The organism is Streptomyces sp. NPDC055506, from assembly GCF_053643595.1.
Genome location: NZ_JBSHKH010000052.1, coordinates 1 through 19,640, shown reverse-complemented (window position 1 = coordinate 19,640; position 19,640 = coordinate 1). Strand labels below are relative to the sequence as shown.

At 72.6% G+C, this 19,640-nt stretch carries 19 protein-coding genes and 1 pseudogene; 8 read left to right on the top strand and 12 right to left on the bottom strand.

Features of this window, described 5'->3' with window-relative positions:
• Positions 1-25: 25 nt before the first annotated feature.
• The 3 genes from ACWIF2_RS20850 to ACWIF2_RS20840 all read left to right on the top strand — a co-directional run bounded on the left by ACWIF2_RS20850 (position 26) and on the right by ACWIF2_RS20840 (position 3,896).
• Positions 26-949, top strand: a complete 924-nt coding sequence (locus ACWIF2_RS20850) for a glutaminase (protein ID WP_454362050.1) — start codon at positions 26-28, stop codon at positions 947-949.
• Positions 950-1,137: 188 nt separating this feature from the next.
• Positions 1,138-2,532 carry a polyprenol phosphomannose-dependent alpha 1,6 mannosyltransferase MptB gene (gene mptB / locus ACWIF2_RS20845; protein WP_454362048.1) on the top strand — a complete coding sequence of 465 codons (1,395 nt, stop codon included), beginning with the start codon at positions 1,138-1,140 and terminating at the stop codon, positions 2,530-2,532.
• Positions 2,529-3,896 carry a glycosyltransferase 87 family protein gene (locus ACWIF2_RS20840; protein ID WP_454362046.1) on the top strand — a complete coding sequence of 456 codons (1,368 nt, stop codon included), beginning with the start codon at positions 2,529-2,531 and terminating at the stop codon, positions 3,894-3,896. Before mptB ends, ACWIF2_RS20840 begins: the two co-directional genes overlap by 4 nt.
• Before the next feature lie 35 nt (positions 3,897-3,931).
• Here the strand turns inward: ACWIF2_RS20840 and ACWIF2_RS20835 are convergent.
• From ACWIF2_RS20835 to ACWIF2_RS20820, 4 genes and pseudogenes are all read right to left on the bottom strand, one after another.
• A pseudogene (locus ACWIF2_RS20835) lies at positions 3,932-4,792 on the bottom strand (D-alanyl-D-alanine carboxypeptidase family protein); the annotation flags it as partial.
• 133 nt (positions 4,793-4,925) lie between these two features.
• A complete protein-coding gene (gene rho, locus ACWIF2_RS20830) occupies positions 4,926-6,068 on the bottom strand; it encodes a transcription termination factor Rho (protein WP_454362044.1) in 1,143 nt (380 codons plus the stop codon).
• Positions 6,069-6,340: 272 nt separating this feature from the next.
• On the bottom strand, positions 6,341-7,177 hold the full coding sequence (locus ACWIF2_RS20825) for a class I SAM-dependent methyltransferase (RefSeq protein ID WP_454362042.1): 837 nt from the start codon (positions 7,175-7,177) through the stop codon (positions 6,341-6,343).
• 25 nt (positions 7,178-7,202) lie between these two features.
• Positions 7,203-7,601 carry a nuclear transport factor 2 family protein gene (locus ACWIF2_RS20820; RefSeq protein WP_382488300.1) on the bottom strand — a complete coding sequence of 133 codons (399 nt, stop codon included), beginning with the start codon at positions 7,599-7,601 and terminating at the stop codon, positions 7,203-7,205.
• Between the two features lie 69 nt (positions 7,602-7,670).
• Between ACWIF2_RS20820 and ACWIF2_RS20815 the strand changes: the two genes are divergently transcribed.
• Positions 7,671-8,234, top strand: a complete 564-nt coding sequence (locus tag ACWIF2_RS20815) for a PadR family transcriptional regulator (RefSeq protein ID WP_454362040.1) — start codon at positions 7,671-7,673, stop codon at positions 8,232-8,234.
• A 4-nt stretch (positions 8,235-8,238) separates the two neighbouring features.
• Positions 8,239-8,964: a class I SAM-dependent methyltransferase gene (locus tag ACWIF2_RS20810; protein ID WP_454362039.1), complete on the top strand. Its 726-nt coding sequence runs from the start codon at positions 8,239-8,241 to the stop codon at positions 8,962-8,964.
• On the opposite strand, the gene ACWIF2_RS20805 is transcribed toward ACWIF2_RS20810, so the two are convergent.
• The 7 genes from ACWIF2_RS20805 to ACWIF2_RS20775 form a co-directional block, all read right to left on the bottom strand.
• The gene (locus ACWIF2_RS20805; protein ID WP_454362038.1) at positions 8,961-9,707 is read right to left on the bottom strand and encodes a GntR family transcriptional regulator; all 747 of its coding nucleotides are present in this window, start codon (positions 9,705-9,707) and stop codon (positions 8,961-8,963) included. The two genes, ACWIF2_RS20810 and ACWIF2_RS20805, sit on opposite strands and share 4 nt — an antisense overlap.
• A gap of 130 nt (positions 9,708-9,837) precedes the next feature.
• Positions 9,838-11,004 carry a serine hydrolase domain-containing protein gene (locus ACWIF2_RS20800; RefSeq protein WP_454362037.1) on the bottom strand — a complete coding sequence of 389 codons (1,167 nt, stop codon included), beginning with the start codon at positions 11,002-11,004 and terminating at the stop codon, positions 9,838-9,840.
• 112 nt (positions 11,005-11,116) lie between these two features.
• Positions 11,117-12,085 carry an acetylxylan esterase gene (locus tag ACWIF2_RS20795; RefSeq protein WP_454362035.1) on the bottom strand — a complete coding sequence of 323 codons (969 nt, stop codon included), beginning with the start codon at positions 12,083-12,085 and terminating at the stop codon, positions 11,117-11,119.
• 139 nt (positions 12,086-12,224) lie between these two features.
• Positions 12,225-12,809: an Rv1733c family protein gene (locus ACWIF2_RS20790; protein ID WP_454362033.1), complete on the bottom strand. Its 585-nt coding sequence runs from the start codon at positions 12,807-12,809 to the stop codon at positions 12,225-12,227.
• 241 nt (positions 12,810-13,050) lie between these two features.
• Positions 13,051-13,806, bottom strand: a complete 756-nt coding sequence (locus tag ACWIF2_RS20785) for a ferredoxin reductase (RefSeq protein ID WP_454362032.1) — start codon at positions 13,804-13,806, stop codon at positions 13,051-13,053.
• A complete protein-coding gene (locus ACWIF2_RS20780; RefSeq protein ID WP_454362030.1) occupies positions 13,799-14,404 on the bottom strand; it encodes a sulfite oxidase-like oxidoreductase in 606 nt (201 codons plus the stop codon). Before ACWIF2_RS20780 ends, ACWIF2_RS20785 begins: the two co-directional genes overlap by 8 nt.
• 87 nt (positions 14,405-14,491) lie before the next feature.
• On the bottom strand, positions 14,492-14,929 hold the full coding sequence (locus ACWIF2_RS20775) for a MarR family winged helix-turn-helix transcriptional regulator (RefSeq protein ID WP_454362028.1): 438 nt from the start codon (positions 14,927-14,929) through the stop codon (positions 14,492-14,494).
• Between the two features lie 284 nt (positions 14,930-15,213).
• On the opposite strand from ACWIF2_RS20775, the gene ACWIF2_RS20770 reads away from it, so the two are divergent.
• The gene (locus tag ACWIF2_RS20770; RefSeq protein WP_454362026.1) at positions 15,214-16,017 is read left to right on the top strand and encodes a putative protein N(5)-glutamine methyltransferase; all 804 of its coding nucleotides are present in this window, start codon (positions 15,214-15,216) and stop codon (positions 16,015-16,017) included.
• Positions 16,018-16,024: 7 nt separating this feature from the next.
• Here the strand turns inward: ACWIF2_RS20770 and ACWIF2_RS20765 are convergent, their stop codons facing one another.
• Positions 16,025-18,103, bottom strand: a complete 2,079-nt coding sequence (locus tag ACWIF2_RS20765; protein WP_454362024.1) for a SpoIIE family protein phosphatase — start codon at positions 18,101-18,103, stop codon at positions 16,025-16,027.
• A 243-nt stretch (positions 18,104-18,346) separates the two neighbouring features.
• On the opposite strand from ACWIF2_RS20765, the gene ACWIF2_RS20760 reads away from it, so the two are divergent.
• Together ACWIF2_RS20760 and ACWIF2_RS20755 are read left to right on the top strand one after the other, a co-directional pair.
• Complete coding sequence (locus ACWIF2_RS20760; protein WP_454362022.1) at positions 18,347-18,715, top strand: hypothetical protein; 369 nt, start codon at positions 18,347-18,349, stop codon at positions 18,713-18,715.
• 108 nt (positions 18,716-18,823) lie between these two features.
• Positions 18,824-19,640, top strand: an 817-nt coding sequence (locus ACWIF2_RS20755; RefSeq protein ID WP_454362020.1) for a 2,4-dienoyl-CoA reductase FMN-binding domain-containing protein, incomplete at its 3' end; no start/stop codon positions are given.

Below are 19,640 nucleotides of genomic sequence, written 5' to 3'. Positions count from 1 at the left end.
CCGGCCCGGAGGGACAATAGTGATCATGACATCGCCGACGACCTTCCAGCCGGTCCTGGAGCGCATCGCCGAGGAGATCGAGCGGACCCCGGGCCGCGGCCGGCCCGCCGACTACATCCCGGCACTCGCCGCCCGCGACCCGCGCCGGTTCGGCATGGCCGTCGCCGAACCCGACGGCAGTGTGTACGGCGTGGGGGACTGGCGGGAGCCGTTCTCCGCGCAGTCCCTCACCAAGGTCTTCACCCTCGCCCTCGATCTGGCCCGCGAGGGCGACGCCCTGTGGGAGCACGTGGGCCGCGAGCCCTCCGGCAACCCCTTCAACTCCCTCGTCCAGCTGGAGTACGAGAACGGCATCCCGCGCAACCCGTTCATCAACGCGGGCGCCCTCGTCGTCACCGACCGGCTGCACACCCGTACCGGCGAGGCCTCGGGCGAACTGCTGGCGTTCCTGCGGGCGGAGAGCGGCAATCCCGGCCTGGACTTCGACGAGGAGGTCGCCGCCTCCGAGACGGCGCACGGCGACCGGAACGCCGCCCTCGGCCACTTCATGGCCTCCTACGGCAACATCGACAACCCGGTGCCGGTCCTGCTCGACGAGTACTTCCGGCAGTGCTCGATCACCGCGTCCTGCGCCGACCTCGCCCTCGCCACGTCCTTCCTGGCCCGCCACGGCGTCCGCGCCGACGGCACCCGACTGCTCACCCGCAGCCAGGCCAAGCAGATCAACGCGATCATGCTGACCTGCGGCACGTACGACGCGGCCGGTGACTTCGCCTACCGCGTGGGGCTGCCCGGCAAGAGCGGCGTGGGCGGCGGCATCATCGCCGTCGTCCCGGGCCGCTGCACGCTGTGCGTGTGGAGCCCGGGCCTGGATGAACGGGGCAATTCGGTGGCGGGTGTGGCAGCCCTCGACCGTTTCACGACGCTGACAGGCCTGTCGGTGTTCTGAAGGCGTCTTGTCGAGCGCCCCTTCAGTGGCGCGGGGCGTGGTCGATTTGCGGCTACCGCCGCGTGGGCGCGACAAGCCCCCCACCGGCCGGCACCTGATCACCGGCCTGTCACACCCCGGCTTCCTTCCGGAGAGCCCCGCGTCGTGTGAACGCCACCCCGCGTTGACAGGCTGCCCGAGTGTTGGCCATGGCTTTCCCCGTCGATCTCCGCCGCTGCCAGATACTCGGTCTGGCCGGTACCGCCTTCCTCGCGGCGGGCGGTGAGACGGCCGGCGCCCTGCCCGTACGGGACCTCCTCCACCCGGCCTCCGCCGGCGCGGCCCTCGGTCTGGTCGGTGTCTACTTCGGCGTCGTCCTGCTGATCGCCGCCTGGGCGCTGCTGGGCAGGCTGGTGCGCGGGCCGCGGCCGCCCACTCCCCGTGCCCTGCTGCTCGTCCTAGCCGTCTGGGCGGCGCCGTTGCTGCTCGCCCCGCCGCTGTTCAGCCGGGACGTCTACAGCTACCTCGCCCAGGGGGCGATGGTCGACGCCCATATGGACGTCTACGCGCACGGGCCGTCCCGGCTCGGCGGCCCGCTCGCCGACGAGGTCGCCCCGCTCTGGCGGCACACCGGAGCCCCGTACGGCCCGGTGTTCCTCGCCGTCGCGGCGGCCCTGTCCGGGCTGACCCGGGGAGAACTGCCCGCCGGGCTGTTCGGGATGCGGCTCGTCGCGCTCGCCGGCGTGGCCCTCATGGCGGCCGCACTGCCCCGGCTCGCCCGCCACAGCGGTGCCGACCCGTCCGCCGCGCTGTGGCTGGGCGCCCTCAACCCGCTCGTCCTGCTGCATCTGGTCGCGGGCGCCCACAACGACGCCGTCATGCTCGGCCTGCTCGGCGTCGGCCTGGTGGCGGCGCTCGGCCGGTGGCCGATCCTCGGCGCCGTCCTCGTCACGCTCGCCGCCCTGGTCAAGGCCCCCGCCGTCCTAGGACTCGCCGCCGTCGTCGTCCTTCAGGTCCGCGCCGGCCGCAGTCCGGCCAAGGCGCTCCTGACCACCACTGTCGCCGCCGCGGGGACGACCGTCGCCGCCACGGCCGTGGCCGGCACCGGATACGGCTGGATAGGCGCCCTGAACACCCCCGTCTCACCCCAGAACTGGGCCCTGACCACCCTGCTCGGCCGAGCCACCGGGGCCCTGCTGGAACACCTGGGCAGCGATCTCGCGCCCCTGGCGATCCCCGCCTGGCACGCGCTCGGCATCGCGGCGGCCGTGGTCGCGATCGTGCTGATATGGCTCCGGCTGCGCCCACGACCGGTCTACGCGCTCGGCCTGAGCCTCGCGGCGGTGGCCGCCCTCGGCCCGGCGATCCGCCCCTGGTACGCCCTGTGGGGCCTGTTCCTCATCGCCGCCGCCACGCCCAGCACCTCCGTACGCCACCGCACGGCGGCCGTGACCGGGGTGCTCGCGCTCTGCGTCCTGCCCAGCGGCGGCGCGGCGGACACGGGACAACTCGTCCTCGCCGTCTCCGGCGGCGCACTCGCGGTGGTCGTGCTGTGGCAGGCCCGCCAGGCCGAACTCGCCCCGGCGCTGGGACGCGCGGCATGACCCCGGCCCTGCCGCGCACCGACCGCGGACGGCTGCTGCTCCTGCTCGCCCTCGCCACGGTGGTGACCGTCTTCACCGCCACCGTGCCCCTGCTGCGCGACTGGTTCGACCTGCGCGTCTACTACGGCAGCATCGACACCTGGGTCCATCACGGCGGCCGGATCTACGACTACCGGGTGCCCGGCACCACGTACGGCTTCACCTACCCGCCGTTCGCCGCGGTCGCCATGCTGCCGATGGCCCTGCTGGACCTGCGCGCCGCGATCGCCGCCGCGCTGCTGCTCAACCTGGCGGCCCTGGCCGTGATCCTGCGCCTGCTCTCCGGCCCAGGATGGCGCCGCCACGGCTGGTACGGCTGGGCCCTGATCGCCTGTCTGCTCGCACTGTTCGAACCGCTCCGCGACACCTTCAGCTTCGGTCAGGTCAACCTGCTGCTGCTGGCTCTCGTGTTCACCGACGCCGCGCTGCTCGCCACCGGACGCGGGCGCCTGGCGGGCGTCGGCATCGGGCTCGCGGCCGCGATCAAGCTCACGCCGGCGCTGTTCATCGGACTGCTGCTGGTGGCCCGGCGGTGGCGCGCCGCGGCTCTCGCCACGGCCGTCGCCCTCGGGGCCACGGCACTCGCGGCCTGGGTCGACGCGGACGCCTCGCGCTTCTACTGGACCGACGCGTTGTGGGACACCAGCCGCATCGGGCGCCTCGGCTACGTCTCGAACCAGTCGGTGCAGGGCATTCTGGCCCGGCTGGGGGAACCGGACCGGGCGGTGTGGGCGGTGGCGGTGCTGCTGATCCTCGGCGTGTGGGCGCTGCGGGTGCGGCGGGCGGTCGCCGCGGAGGACTGGACGGCCGCGTTCGCCCTGACCGGCCTCGCCGCCTGTCTGGTCAGCCCGATCACCTGGGTGCACCATCTGGTGTGGCTGCTGCCGTCGTTCGCCGTGCTGGTCCGTACGGGGCACCCGCGGATCGCGGGCGCCCTGTACGCGGTGCTGTGCACCAGCGTGGTGTGGCTGTGGTTCGACGACGCGTCCGGCGTCGACGGGTTCCTGGGCAGCAACACCTACGCCTGGATCACCCTGGGCCTGCTGCTGTGGCTGCCGGTCGGTCAACTCCCTTCCGACCGGCGGACCGGGAGTCGCAGCACCAGCACCACGACCGCCGCGCCCAGCCCGACGGCACCCACGATCAGGCCAGCCTCGGTCCAGGCGGAGGTGGGTTCCTCCGGCACGGCCGCGGCGGCGGCCGCGGGCAGCGTGGTCGCTCCCGGCCGCGCGGAGGCCCGCCGCGAGGTCTCGAGCGAGCCCACCGGTTCGACCCTCGAGGCTGACCGGAACCCCCAGTCGAGCAGCGAGCGTGCCTCCTCGTAGACGGCGGCCCCGCCGCCCGCCTGAGGGTTCATCACCGTCACGACGAGGGTGCGCCCGCCCCGGCGCGCCGCCGCGACGAGCGTGCTGCCCGCCTTGCTGGTGTAGCCGTTCTTGATACCGATCAGCCCCCGGTACGGCTTCACACCACGGGTGCCGCTCAGCAGCCGGTTGGTGTTGCGGATGGCGTACGACCAGCCGCCGCCGCCCGGGAATCTCGCCTCGACCGTGGCGCAGTACCGGGCGAAGTCCGGGTTGCGCAGCCCCACCCGGCCGAAGATCGCCAGGTCGAACGCCGACGACACCTGGCCCGGCGTGTCGTAGCCGTCCGGCGACAGCACGCGCGTGTCGAGGGCGCCCAGAGAGCGGGCCTCGGCCTGCATCCGCCGGGCCGTGGCCCCCCAGCCGCCGTTCATTTCGGCCAGGACGTGCACGGCGTCGTTGCCGGAGTTGAGGAACACACCGCGCCAGAGGTCGGCGACCCGGTAGGTACGGCCCTCCGCTACCCCGACGAGGCTGCTGCCGGCACCGATGCCCCGGAGTTCCTCCGCACGGACCGTGTGCCGGACGCGCCCCGGCAGCGCGGGCAGCACCGTGAGGGCGAACAGGGTCTTCAGGGTGCTGGCCGGGGGCAGCCTGCGGTGCGCGTTGTGGGCAGCGAGCACCTCGCCGCTGCGGGCGTCGGCCACCAGCCACGACAGGGCGGAGACCTCCGGGAGGCGGGGAACCCCGGCACGCGGGCGGACATGGGTACCGGGGCGGTGCAGCAGCGAGGGGTGCGGGGCCGCCGCCCTCGGCCCGGCCGGCGCACTGGGCTCCGCCCTGCCGGAGACGTCCGCCGCGGCGGGCACCACCGCCAGGAGCCCCACCGCACAGAGCACACCGGCCGATACGGCCATCCGGAAAGAAAGTCCGAGGATCATATGATTAACGTAGAAACGGATGCGCTCCGCATGGCGACGACCGGGCCGTACGTCGTCGGCGAGCACCCGGATGCCACACCAGTGGCGTCCCGGCAGGGGCCGGGCTCCGTCAGCCCGAGGGCAGGGTCGGCTGGACGCGCCGCAGGAACGTCGCGTTGTCCGGTGTCTCGCGCATCCGCTCCAGGAGGGTCTCGAGGCCGCCTTGGCCGTCCCTGTTCTGCAGTACGCGCCGCAGGCCGTGCATGGCCGCCAACTCGGCCGGGGGCAGCAGGAGTTCCTCACGGCGGGTGCCGGAGGGGGTGATGTCGACGGCCGGGAAGACACGGCGGGACGCCGGTTCGCGGCTCAGGCGCAGCTCCATGTTGCCGGTGCTCTTCAGCTCCTCGAAGTAGAAGTCGTCGGCCCGGGAGCCGGTCTCCACCAGGGCGGTGGCGAGGATCGTGAGGGAGCCGCCCTCCTCGGCGGCCCGGGCGGCGCCGAAGAACCGCTTGGGGCCGGTCAGCGCGGACGCGTCGATGCCCCCGGTGAGGATGCGGCCACCGGACGCGGCCGCGTTGTTGTGGGCCCGGCACAGCCGGGTCAGCGAGTCGAGGAGGACGACGACGTCCTCACCGGCCTCGACGAGCCGCTTGGCCCGTTCGATCACGAGCTCGGCGAGCGCGATGTGCTGCTTGGCACTGCGGTCGAAGGTCGAGGCGTACACCTCGCCCCGCACACAGCGCCGCATGTCGGTGACCTCCTCGGGCCGCTCGTCGAGCAGCAGCATCATCAGGCGGCTCCCGGGATGGTTGCCGGCGACGGCGGCCGCGAGCTGTTGCAGGAGGACGGTCTTGCCGGTCTTGGGCGGGGCCACGAGGAGCCCGCGCTGGCCCTTGCCGACCGGTGCGATCAGGTCGACGACCCGTCCGGCCGGCCCGGCGGCCGGGTGCTCCAGGCGCAGCCGCTCGTGCGGGTGCAGAGGTGTCAGGTCCCGGAAGTGACGCCGGCCCCGCAGTTCCCCGGGCTCGCGGCCGTCGACCCGTACCACGTCGGTCAGGGCGCGCCGGTCGCCGCGCACCCCCTCGACGTAGTCGCCCTTGCGCAGGCCGTACCGGCGGATCAGCGCGGGGGAGACCGGGGAGTCGTCGGGTGTGGGAAGGCAGTTCTCGGCGCGCAGATGGCCCTTCCCGGCGGCGTCGATGTCGAGGACACCGGTCGCGGTCCGGGCCTGCGGTTGCTGCTGGACGGGCGGGTTTTCGAGTGTGGTGGTCATGGTGGTGTGTGTCCTTTCACGGACGGAAGGCATGGGACATGCGAAGGGAAGGGGGAGAGAGCCGCGAAGGGAGGGCCTTGGGCACGCCTCCGGGCGGCGAGAACCGCACAGCACCATGGCTACGACGAAGAACGTCCTGCTCAGCGAGGCGGTGCTGGAAGGTGAAACGAGAAAGAGAAGAAATGAACTGGCACCGGCGCCCGAGACCGGGCGTGCACGAGTGCTGTTCGCACACTACCACCGAACGTGATGCCGGGGGAGTGGAATGGACCTCAAGCGTCTCGGCGGCCGGCGAGCAGCCCGTACAGCAGCGGGATCCGCGGCTCGGGCAGCCGCCACCAGCCGGACTCCGTACGGACCATCTGCGGCCAGCGCGGCCAGGGAAGTTCGTCCCCTTCCCGCAGTCGCCGCACGGTGAGTCCTGCCCCGGTCAACGCGTTGACGACCTCGCCCATTCCGTGCATCCACTCGTAACTGTCCGTGGCGCCCTCGACGGCCGGGCCGTCCGTGTAGGTGCGGGTCGCGTCCCGGTGTACCGGACCGCCGCCGCTCAGGTAGTCGTGGCGCAGCAGCAGCTCGGGCCCTTCGCCCGGAGCGGGTTTCGGGCCGAGGGAGTTGAGCAGGGGATGGAACTCGACGATGTACAACCGGCCGCCGGGCCGCAGCAGCCGGCCGACGACCTCCGCCCAGCGGTCCAGGTCGGGCAGATAGCACAGGGCGCCCTTGCCGGTGTAGACGACGTCGAACCGCCGCCCGTCCAGGGCTTCTACGGCGTCGTACACGTTCGCCCGTACGTACGTCACGTCCGCGCCGGCCTTCGCGGCGATGCCGTTCGCCGCCGCCACCGACGCCTCGCTGAAGTCGAGGCCGACGGCACGGGCTCCGCGCCGGGCGAAGGCGATCGTCTCCGTGCCGAGATGGCACTGCAGGTGCAGCACGTCACGCCCGGCCAGCTCGCCGAGGTCCTCCCACTCGAAGGGGGCGAACCAGCGCTCGGGGTCGAGGCTCTGGTCGAGACCGTAGAACCGGCTGGCGAGGTGGACGGGCGTGCGGGCGTCCCAGTTGGCCTGGTTGGCCCGCATCAGCGCGTCGTGCTCGGCGGACGTCATGGGGCCATCCAACCAGAGGAGTTGCTCACACGGAGCGTGCTCGCGCCTCCTCGGCGATCCGCTCGAACTGCGCGCCCATGGCCGCCGCGAGCGCCTGTGCCCCTGACAACGGGCGCACCATCACGGTGAATTCGTCGATCAGCCCGTCCTCGCCGACGTGGATGAAGTCGCAGCCGCTGATCTCCCGGTCGCCCACCCGCGCGGTGAAGACGAGGGCATGGTCACGGCCGTCCGCGTCGTTGATCTCGCGCACGTAGCGGAAGTCCTCGAAGACGCCGGAGACGGCGCGCAGGATCGCCGCCGTGATCGCCTTCCCGGTGTACGGCTTGAACACGACCGGACTGGTGAACACGACGTCCGGCGCAAGGAGCGCCTCGGCGGCGTCGAGGTCGTCTGCCTCGATCGCCTCGCGGAATGCACGCATCGAACCTGCCTTAGTCAATTAATTGAGTAGGTGCGGATGAGATTAATCAACCGCTGCTACCGTGTCCATATGTCTCTGAAGTACGCCGTTCTGGCCGCCCTCCTGGAAGGAGAGGCCTCGGGCTACGAGCTCTCCAAGGTGTTCGACGTGTCGCTCGCGAACTTCTGGGCCTCGACGCCGCAGGAGCTCTACCGGGAGCTGGAGCGCCTCGCGCAGGACGGGCTGATCGAGGCGAGGGTCGTACGCCAGGAACGGCGGCCCGACAAGCGGATGTTCACGCTCACCGGGGCGGGACGTGAGGAGCTGTGCGCGTTCGCCGCCACACCGCCCCGGCGGCCCACCGTCATCCGGGACGAACTCCTCATCAAGATCCAGGCCATGGACGGCGCGGACCCCGAGGTCACCCGCGCCCTGATCGAGGAGCGCGAGACGTGGGCGCGCGGCAAGCTCGCCCGCTACCGGCGCGTCCGCGAACGCCTCCTGGCCGGCCGCAGCGAGGAGGAGTACCTGCGGGAGACCGACCGCGTGGGCCCGTACCTCACCCTGATGGGCGGCATCGGCTTCGAGGAGGAGAACCTCCGCTGGTGCGAACGCGTACGCACGGTTCTCGTGCAGCGAGCTCCCCTAGGCTGAGCCGATGTTCAGCCCCGAAGGCCCCAGTCTGCGCGAGCTCGCCGTCCAGGCGCTGTCGTCCGTCGAGCGCGGCTACGACCTCCTCGCGCCGAAGTTCGACCACACCCCCTTCCGGACACCCGACGCGGTCCTCGACGCCGTCGGGTCGGCGCTGCGGCGCGTGGGGCCCTTCGACGCAGGCCTCGACCTCTGCTGTGGCACGGGCGCGGGCGTCGGCGTGCTGGCGGGGGTGTGCCGGGAGCGCGTCACCGGCGTCGACTTCAGCTCGGGCATGCTCGACATCGCCCGGGAGCGGGTCAGGCCCGAGGGGCCGCCGGTCTCCTGGGTCAGGGCGGACGCTCGCGCCCTGCCCTTCGCGCCCGCCTTCGACCTGGTGGTCAGCTTCGGGGCCTTCGGCCACTTCCTGCCCCGTGAACTGCCCGGCCTGTTCACCCAGGTCCGCTCGGTCCTGCGGCCGGGCGGCAGCTTCGCGTTTCCGCTGGTCGCCCCGCCCCGCCCGGGCTCGCTCGGCTACTGGATGCTGCTCGGCTTCGACACGGTGATGCGGGTGCGCAACGCGCTGTGGCGGCCTCCGTTCGTCATGTACTACCGCGCGTTCCGCTTCGGGGACGTACAGCGCGAGCTGACACGCGCCGGGTTCCGGGTGGACCTCCACACGCTGCCGGAGTTCGGACGGCGACCGGACGGCAGCCCACGGGTACGGCTCGTCGTGGCCCGGTCGCCGGTCTAGCCGGCCCGGCCCGGCAGGGTGAACTCGTAGACCAGTGCGTCCTGCCGGGCGTCCACCACCAGGTCGGTGATCTCCAGCGGGCGTGCGTACTGGTCGTGCACCTGCCGGGTGACCCGCACGGACGGCGTGCTGGTGAGGCGGGTGATGGCGTCGCGGTGGTGCAGGGTCAGACCGGCCCGGCGCATCCAGTCGTAGGCCCGCCGCAGGTGCGCGGTGGCGGTGCCGTCGGCGCGGTCGCGGTAGCGGGCCAGCTCCTCCACTTCCGCCAGTGCCACGGCGGAGAAGGACGTGACGGCGGTCCGCAGTCCATGTCCGTCGGCGGTCGCGTAGCGGTAGTTGTGGACGAGGGTGGGCCGGCCCGGGGCCAGCCCCAGGGCCTCGGCGTGGCCCGGCGGGGGCGGCTCCCAGGTGACGGTGGCGCGGGCGACCGTGCCCGGAGCGGCGGCCGCCGCGCCGACCGGGAAGGCGAGCGAAGCCGGCGCCTCCACCGGCAGGCCGGGCAGGGTGGCGTGGCTGCCGCGCCGGTCGGTGGTGACCAGACCGTCACGGCGCAGCAGCTCCAGCGCCTGCCGTACGGTCTCCCGGCTGACCCCGAAGTGCTCGGCGAGCCGCCGTTCGCCCGGCAGCCGTTCACCGGGCGGGACGGTGCCGTCGCGCAGTTCGCCGAGCAATCGCGTCGCGATCCGCCGGTACAAGGGCTCTTCCTCGGCCGGCGGGTGGTCGTGCGGGGTGGTGCGGTCCATGCCGCGCCTCCTGGTGGTGACGTGCGGTAGTGGTACGGACTCGGTGCGCCACCAGATCTAGCATTGGTCTAAACCAGACGGGAAGGGCGGCCGGGCGGTTCGGCCGAAACCGGACCGCGCGAGCCCGCCGTCACAGCGCGCTGTACAGGGCGTCGACCAGTGCCATCTTCCGCGGGTCGTCCGCGATATGAGGCCCCATACGGTTCATCACATACCCGAGGGACACCTCCGCCTCCGGGTCGGCCAGCCCGCAGGAACCGCCGAAGCCGTCGTGACCGAAAGCGCGCGGGTTGGGTCCGTAGGAGCCGTTGGCTCCGCTGAGCCACAGCCCGAGCCCCACCTCCGTCTCGTTCTCGAACCCGGCGCCGAGCACCAGGTCCCGGCAGCTGCCCTGCCCCTCGCGCACCCGCTCGGCCGCCTCGGGGGACAGGACGCGGTGGTCCCCGTACGACCCGCGCCCCGCGAAGACGCCGTAGAGCTCGGCGATCGCACGCGCGGTGCCGTGCCCGTTCGCCGCGGGGATCTCCGCGGCCCGCCATCCGGGGGTGTTGGCCCCGGCCGCGGCCACCGACGGGTTGGTCAGCGCCGCGATCGCCGCCGGCGCCAACTGGGCGAAGACGGCGGCCTGTTCACTGCTCGCCGTCACCGGCGGCTGGACCAGCTCGGCCACCCGGCCGGAGTCCCTCTCCGGCAGTCCGATGCGGAAGTCGATCCCGAGCGGCGCGGTCACCTCCCGCTCCAGGAAGGCCCCGGGGCGCAGCCCCGAGACCCGCCGTACGACCTCGCCGACCAGATGGCCGTAGGTCAGCGCGTGATAGCCGGACCGGGTTCCCGGTTCCCACCAGGGCTGCGTCGCCGCGAGCCGCTGTGTGGTCAGCTCCCAGTCGCAGAGCTGCTCCAGCGAGTGCGGCTCGCGCAGCCCGGCCAGACCGGCGCGGTGGGACAGCAGATGCCGTACGAGGATCTTCTCCTTGCCCGCCGCCGCGAACTCGGGCCAGTACTCGGCGACCGGGGCGTCGAGGTCCAGCAGCCCCCGGTCGGCGAGGATGTGCGCGCACAGCGCCACCGGGCCCTTGGTCGTGGACCACACATTGACCAAGGTGTCCCGCTCCCACGGCCGGGAGCGCTCCGCGTCGGCCCAGCCGCCCCACAGCTCCACCACCGTCGTGCCGCCGACGGTGACGGCCACCGCGGCGCCCAGCTCGCCCCGCTCCCGGAAGTTCTCCTCGAACGCCCCGCGTACCGCGGCGAACCGCGCGTCGCAGTGCCCGCGCACCTGTGTCTCGTTCTCGGACATGAGCCCCTCCGCCGACCGTCTCGGGGCCGGGCCGCCGAGGAGCGGCCCGGGCGCGAAGAACGTACCGACTGGTCGGGACCGTGCGGAAGCCCGCCGGCGGTGAACGGCCGGATCAGATGTACGAGCGCATCCAGCGCAGCTTGGCCGCCTCCTGGAAGGGACCGCCGCCCTCGTGGTCGTTGAAGTCGTACACCTCGATCTCCTTGTCCTCGTGGCTCCAGGCGTTGAAGACCGCGAAGACCGTCGAGGGCGGGCAGGTCTGGTCCTCCAGGGCCGCCGAGAAGAGCGCGGGGGCCCGGCCGCGGGCGGCGAAGTGGACGGCGTCGAAGTAGGAGAGCGTGCGCAGGGCGTCCGCGGCGCGGCCGCGGTGCGTCTTGAGGTACAGGCCGATCTCCCGGTACGGGTGCCGGTCCGTGAGCGTCGCCGCGCGCGGGTAGTCGCACAGGAACGGCACGTCCGGCGCGATGGCCGCCAGGTCGGGGACCAGGCCGCCCACCGCGATCGTGATACCGCCGCCCTGGCTGGCGCCGACGGCCACGGTGCGCGTGGCGTCGGTGAGGGGGTGCGAACGGGCGGCCTCCACGGCCCGCACGGCGTCCGTGAACACCCGGCGGTAGTAGTAGTTCTCCGGCGCGTCGATACCGCGCGTCATGAAGCCCGGGAAGGCAGGCGCGCCGCCGACCGGGTCCGCCGTGCCGCCGCCCGCGCCCCAGGCGCTGCCCTGCCCGCGGGTGTCCATCACGAAGTGCGCCCGGCCCGAGGACGCCCACAGCAGGTGCTCGTGCGGCAGCCCGCGCCCTCCGCCGTAGCCGATGAACTCCACGACCAGCGGCAGCGGTCCGTCCGCCCCGGCCGGCAGCGTCAGCCAGCCCTTGACCGGATGACCACCGAAGCCGGCGAACGTCACGTCGAACACCTGCACGGTGGACAGGCCCGTGTCGACCGGTTCGAAGCGGGCGTCCAGGTCGTGCTCGCGCGCCTCCTGGAGTGTCTTGGACCAGAACGCGTCGAAGTCCTCGGGCTCGGGGGACGCGCTGCGGTACTCGCGGAGTTCATCGAGAGGAAGGTCGAACAGGGCCATGCAGGACCGCCTTGGGTGAGGAACAGCTGCGGGAGACAGAGCGGATGATCACACTACGGGGGCGGTCGGAGGACTCGCCAGGCATTTTGTGGTAGCCCGGATCCGGGGCGGGCCCCGTCACCTGACGTCCATGGGCGCGTCACGCGCGGCGGTGCGTCCACTCCGGTTCTGTACGGGCCCATGCCTGGTCCCACTCCGCCATCCTGCGGCGCAGCGCCACCCGGCGCACGGCGAAGTGGCCGAGAAGCACCACGAGCACCGCACCGCCCGCGGCACACGTGCCCATGGTGAGGGTGTGCTGCCAGACCGCGGAGCCGTCCACCGGCGGGGGCACGTTCCGCCCCCGGGAGTCGAACCAGACGTCCACGACCTCGCCCTGCCGGGTGCCCGCCGCGACCGGTGCCGTCGCGATGCGCGTCCCCTCGCCCGGCTCCGTCCAGCGCACGGTCGCGCGGAACGCGTGCTGCCCGCCGGACTGGGCCGACGGCAGCGAGTCGCCCTTCCTGCCGACCACCTCGGCGCGGACGCGATGCCGCTCGGCGCGCTGTTCCGCCGAGAGCGACGTCGCCTCGCCATGGGCCCACCAGGCCGCCGCCGCTCCCGCCAGAGGCGCGCCCACGAGCATCAGGACGGCGACCACCAGCACCGTCCACGCCTCGACGACATCGGACCGGCGCCGCAGCGGACTGCTCCGCCAGCGCCAGCCGCGCACCCGGGTTCGCATGTCGACCTCCCGCTCCCTCCGCGTCATGCCACGCGTGCGAGTGCCCACCCGGATCGGGTACCCCTCCGACGCGCATCGATCGCTCGTCATGGCCGGGCCGTCGGTCCGCTCCCCGGCAGCGTCGTCGCGTGCGGGAGTCACTGGCGGTCGTGTGCCGAAGCCCTCCGGCTGGGTGCCCGGGCCGACCCGGGCGAAACACCGGGGGAGAGGGGGCGCCTTCGAGGTCAGCGCGCCTTCGAGATCAGCCGAAACGCTCGATCCGGATGCGGTGCACGGGCTGACCGGCCGTCACCAGCAGCCGGGAGGCGTGCTCGGCGAAGGAGTTGGAGCCGCACACATAGGTCTCCCACCCACCGGACGGCTGCTCGGCCAGGAGCGGCGCCACATGTGCCGCGGCCATACGTCCCACCGGCGCACCCTCCGGCGCGACGCGGGTGAAGACGGGCGTCGTCTCCGCGCCGAACTCCCGGGCGTAGATGAGCTCCTCGGGGCTGCGCGCGGACACCACCAGCCGCAACGGCACGGTCAGGTTCCGCGCCCGGTGGTGCCGGACCATCGACATCAGCGGTACGACACCGGAGCCCGCGCCGATCAGCAGCGCGGGCCGGTCCCCGGGCCAGGCGAAGAAGCCGCTCACCGGGCCCCGTACCTCGACCCGGTCGCCGGGCCGGGCGACAGTGTGGAACCAGCCCGAGACCTCGCCGCCGTCGACGTGGTCCAGGGTCAGCTCGATGTGCCCGGAGTCGTCCGGGGCGGACGCGATCGAGTAGTGGCGCTGGGCCGTGTAGCCGTCCTCGGCGGTCAGTCGCACCATCAGGTGCTGGCCGGGCAGATGCCCCGGCCAGCCGGGCACGGCGAACCGGAAGGTGGCGGCACGCGCGGTCTCCCGGCGGATCTCGGTCAGCGTGGCGGTCTGCCACTCGGAGGAGGCCCGCTCGCTGACGGCGATACGCCCGGGCACGGCGAACCGCGTGGGAGGCACGAAGGTCTCAGTCACCGGAGTACCTCTGCTCCTGCCAGGGGTTGCCCCGCCCGTGGTAGCCGTTCCGCTCCCAGAATCCCGGCTCCTCGTGGTCGAGGATCCGCAGGCCCGCGATCCACTTGGCGCTCTTCCAGAAGTACAGGTGCGGCACCAGCAGTCGCGCCGGGCCGCCGTGCTCGGGGGCGAGCGGTTTGCCGTCGTACTCCCAGGCGATCCAGGCACGCCCGCCGGTGAGGTCGGCGAGCGGGAGGTTCGTGGTGTAGCCGGTGTGCGAGTAGGCGACGGCATGGGTCGCCGACGCATGGGGCCGGGCCACATCGAGGAAGGCGTCCAGGGAGACGCCCGAGAACCGCACCCCGAACTTCGACCAGCTCGTCACGCAGTGGATGGCACCTTCGTACGCCGACGGCGGCAGCCGGTGCGCCTCGTCCCAGTCCCAGGTGCGGGGCTCGTCCACCAGGCCGTCCACGCGGAACGTCCAGTCGGCGGGTGCCAGGTCGGGGGTGACCTCGGCGGACAGGACGGGCCAGTCGTCGCCGGCGTCGTACTGGCCGGGCGGCAGGCCGGGGTCGTCGACGCGCGGTCGTCCGGTGAAGCCTCTGGTGATGTGCATGGGCTGCTGCCTCCGGACCGGGCCGACGGTGCCCCGCAGGGCCCGGGTGATCAGTGATTGCGCATTCAACGGTACGTGCAGTGCGCCTCAGTCGTGTCCACCGGCCTCTGAGCCCGCGTTGTAGCGCACGAGGTAGTCGGCGAACAGCGAAAGATCCTCGGCCGGCCAGTCCGCCAGCCGCTCCCGGAATGCGGCTCGGCGGCTCTCGGTGACCTGGGCCAGGATGCGCCGGCCTGCCTCCGTCGGATGCAGCAGCAGAACGCGCTGGTCCTCCGGGGCGGGGCGGCGTTCGATGAGACCGGCGCGTTCCAGGGCGGCCACCTGGCGGCTGACGGTGGACTTGTCCAGGGCGTAGTGGGCGGCCAGGTCGGTGGCGCGGCAGCCGGCGCTCTCCTCCAGATGCCCGAGCAGCGTGTACGACACCAGCGACAGCTCCGGGTGCATGCGCCCCGCCGCGGCACGGGCACGGCGGGCGAAGACCGTCATCTCCCGCTGGATTGTCTCCACGGCGTCGGCCGCGTTCACCTGGCCTCCCTGGGGGCGTTGCCGCACATCGCTGCTGCTCACCCTCCATGGTTGCACAACCCAACCATTGCCTGTGGGCGGCCGGTTCCGGTCCCGTACCGGGCGGCCGGTCCGTCGGGTAATGTTGCCGTCCGGCTGTGGACCATCCCGGCCGTCGGAAGACGAGGAGGTGAGACCCATTACCGCTGTGTCAGCTCGGGTGCTCACTCCTCGATGTCGCGCGGATCGCCGCCTGTAGGCGACCGCCGGAGCGCCCTTCGGCTCTCGAAAGGCTCTTGGCTTCCATGCCGTCTGTGTCTTCTGTCCCGCCCTCCACGCCGATGTCCCGTACCTCCATGGCCGACGCCCTGCGCACGGCGGGGTGCGTCTTCGCCGAGGACGAGGCCGAGTTGATCCTCTCCACCGCGCGCACCCCGGCCGAAGCGGCCGCCATGGTCGAGCGCCGCGTCGAGGGTCTGCCGCTCGAACTCGTCGTGGGCTGGGCCGGGTTCCGGGGCCTGCGCGTCACCGTCGCCCCCGGCGTCTTCGTGCCGCGCCGCCGCACCGAGTTCCTGGTGGAACAGGCCCTCGCCCAGGCGCCCGGCGCCACCGTCGTCGTGGACCTGTGCTGCGGCTCGGGTGCCGTCGGCGCGGCGCTGGCCGCCGGGCTGGGCCGCGTCGAACTGCACGCCGCCGACATCGATCCCGTCGCCGTGGGCTGCGCCCGCGGCAACGTCGCCACCGCCGGGGGTGACGTCCACCAGGGCGACCTGTTCGAGGCGCTGCCCGGCGAGCTGCTCGGCCGCGTCGACATCCTCGCGGCCAACGTGCCGTACGTGCCCAGCGACGAGATAGGCCTGCTGCCCCTCGAGGCCCGTGACCACGAGCCGCGGGTCGCCCTCGACGGCGGCACGGACGGCCTTGACGTCCTGCGCCGGGTCGCGGCCGAGGCACCCCGCTGGCTCGCCCCGGGCGGCTGCGTCCTGGTGGAGACCAGCCGGCATCAGGCACCGGCCGCCGTCGCCACCTTCGAACACAATGGCCTGACGACCCGCCTGGCCGTCTCGGAGGAGCTGTACGCGCACGTGGTGATCGGGGTGAGGCAGTAGGCGCGGCTCAGTCCGGGGCCGTCGCCCGTGCGATGAGCAGCGCCACGTCGTCGAAGTTGTCCGGCTCGTGGAGCGTGCGCAGGAGCAGGTCGCAGACCTCCTCCAAGGGGCGGTCGGGGCCCTCGAGCATGGACAGGAGGGTGTCGAGGCGTTCGTCGAGCGGGTCGCGGCGGGTCTCGACCAGGCCGTCGGTGTAGAAGACCAGGCGGTCGCCCGGCTCGAGGTCGACGGTGGTCGTCGAGAAGGCGACACCGCCCACGCCGAGTGGCACCCCGGTCGGCAGGTCGAGCAGCTCCGGGGGGTGGCCGGCCCGGACGCGCACCGGTGGCAGATGCCCGGCGTTGGCGATCCGGCACTGCCGCAGATGCGGGTCGTGGACGGCGTAGACGCAGGTGGCGATGGCCTGCTCCAGTCCCTCGGTGATCTTGTCGAGGTGCTCCAGGAGACGGGCCGGGTCGAGGTCGAGGGAGGCCAGGGTGTTGGTCGCCGTACGCAGCCGGCCCATGGTCGCCGCCGCGGGGATGCCGCTGCCCATCACGTCGCCCACGACGAGCGCGGTCGTGCCGCCGTCCAGCGGGATCACGTCGAACCAGTCGCCGCCGACCTCGCTGGTGGCCCCGGCCGGCTGGTAGCGGGAGGCGACCTCGAGACCGCCCGTCACGGGCGGATGACTGGGCAGCAGGCTGCGCTGGAGGGTGAGCGCGGTGTCCCGGGCGCTCTGGTACCAGCGGGCGTTGTCGATCTGCACGGCCGCCCGCGCGGCCAGCTCGCGCGCCAGCAGCAGGTCGTCCTCGGCGAACGGCAGCGGATTGCGGGTGCGCTTGAGATCCAGCGCCCCCAGCACCTCGCCGCGCGCGATCAGCGGTACGGCCAGATAGGAGTGCACCCCGGCCCGGCCCAGCAGCTTCGCCGCCTCCGGGGAACGGGCGATACGCGGCAGATCCTCGTCCGTGACCTGCGGCAGCATCACGGGCCGGGCCGTGCGCACGCATTGGGTGACGAGCCGGTCGGGAGCGTACCGGGCCACCTGCCCCGGAGGGTCTGCCGCCTCCAAGGCCTCGGCCGAGTCATACCCCTGGACCGCCAGCGCACGGATCACGGCCGACTCGGCGGGACCGAGGCTGGTGCGCCGGCCCTGCACCACCGCGTCGAGCAGATCGACGGCCGCGATGTCGGCGAGTTCCGGCACGGCCACGTCGGCGAGCTCGCGGGCCGTCCGGTCCAGGTCCAGCGAGGTACCGATCCGGCCGGACGCGTCCGCGATCAGGGCCAGCCGCCGCCGCGCGGCCTCGGCCTCGATGCCCGCCCGGTACTGCTCGGTGACGTCGACGATCGAGACGGCCACGCCCAGCACGGTCCCGAACGCGTTCTCCAGCCGGTACAGCGAGATCGACCAGGCGTGGTCCTGGTCCGGATCGGCCGGGGTGCGGCCGATCGTGGACTGGTCGACGACCGGCCTGCCGGTGTCCAGGACCCGGCGCGCCGCGGCCTCCAGCGCCTCGACGTCCATCTGCGGCACCACCTCGTGGACGGTACGGCCCAGGTGCTCCTCCGCCGGCAAGCCGTTGAGCTCCTCCAGTGCCGCGTTGACCGAGACGTACCGCAGCTCGGTGTCCAGCACGGCCAGCCCGATCGGGGACTGCGCGATCATCCGCGTCGACAGCGCCACCTCCCGCTCCAGCCGGTGCACTGTCGACTGGTCGGCGCACAGACCGAGCGCGTAGACGTCACCCTCGTCGTCCAGCAGCCGCATGTTGCGGAACTCCACGAGACGTGTGCTGCCGTCCTTGTGGCGGATGGGGAAGGCGCCGGCCCAGCTCTGCCCGGTGCCCATGACGTCCGCGAACAGTTTGACCACGAGGTCGACGTGCTGCTCGTGGACCATGATGCGGGCGGCGTACTCCCCGAGCGCCTCCCGCGCCTCGTACCCGAACAGCTCCTCGGCCTGCGGGCTCCACAGCACGATGCGGCCCTCGGAGTCGAGGACCACCGAGGCCACGCGCAGGACGTCGAGCAGCCCGCTCGGACGCGCCGACCCGCGCGGTGGCTCGTCGCCCTCGGCCACGGGAGACCCGGCTGCACTCATCCCACGCCCCGCCTTCGCCGATCCTCGCGGCACGCCGTCATGGTGCCGACATCCCATGTTCTACCGCGCGGAGCCGTTTTCTCGAGGCCCCTTCCGTCACCTTCCACCATCTCCCAACACGGCGCGTACCGCCCCGCAAACCGGTCACCGTTGCCGGGCCGCCGCCGGTAGTGCTCGTCGGAAGGTGGTGCTTTGCTGGGGTAGGGGCGGATACGGCAGCGTGACCAGTAGAGGAGCGTCACGATGGACCTTGAGCGACCGCACCCCCACTCCGTCTCGGTGGAGATCAGCGGATGCAGCAAGCACGACGCCCGGATCGTGTTCGACACGCTGTGCGCCTGTTTCGAGTCGGACCGGTGCGCCGACGACGTGCCCGAGGAACTGCACGAGACCCGTCCGACCGTGTGGCTCGGCACCTTCGACGTCGCCGACGCGCACGAGGGCGCGCGGCCGGCCCGGCTGTCGTCCTCCGTCGACGCGGACCTGCACGGCGGGTACTGGGCGATCGAACAGTTCCGCTTGAGGCTGGACTCCCTGTTCGCCGTGCAGGACCTGACCACGGTCCCCGGCGACCAGGAGAAGGAACTGCACGTGCGCCTCGAGAGCCGGTGATCCCCTGGTCGTAGCCCTACTGTGCCCTCCATCACCTTATGCAACTAGTTGCATAAACGTCGGTAGTCCTCTAGAACTACGGGGACGACACCGCGCACGGAGGGCCCGATGAGCCGTTACCCGCACCTGCTGACCCCCCTCGACCTGGGCTTCACGACCCTGCCCAACCGGGTCCTCATGGGCTCCATGCATGTCGGCCTGGAGGAGGCCGACGGCGGTTTCGAGCGCATGGCCGCCTTCTACGCCGCCCGCGCCCGCGGGGGAGTGGGCCTGATCGTCACCGGCGGCATCGCACCCAACGACGAGGGGCGCCCGTACGAGGGCGGCGCGAAGCTCACCACCGAGGCGGAGGCCGAGCAGCACCGCGTCATCACCGACGCCGTGCACCACGCGGGCGGGCGGATCGCGATGCAGATCCTGCACTTCGGCCGGTACGCCTACCACCAGGACCTCGTCGCGCCCAGCCCGCTCCAGGCGCCCATCAGCCCCTTCCCGCCCCGCGAGCTGAGCGACGCCGACATCGAGCGGACCATCGACGACTACGCCCGCGCGGCCCGCCTGGCCCGGCACGCCGGCTACGACGGCGTGGAGATCATGGGCTCCGAGGGCTACCTCATCAACGAGTTCATCGCCCGGCACACCAACCAGCGCACCGACCGCTGGGGCGGCTCGTACGAGAACCGCACGCGTTTCCCGCTGGAGATCGTGCGGCGTGTGCGCGAGGCGGTCGGCGAGGACTTCATCGTCGTCTACCGGCTGTCCATGCTCGACCTCGTCCCGGGCGGCTCGACGCTCGACGAGGTGATCACCCTCGCCAAGGCCGTCGAGGCGGCCGGGGCGACGATCATCAACACCGGCATCGGCTGGCACGAGGCCCGGATCCCCACCATCGCCACCTCCGTGCCGCGCGGCGCCTACACCTGGG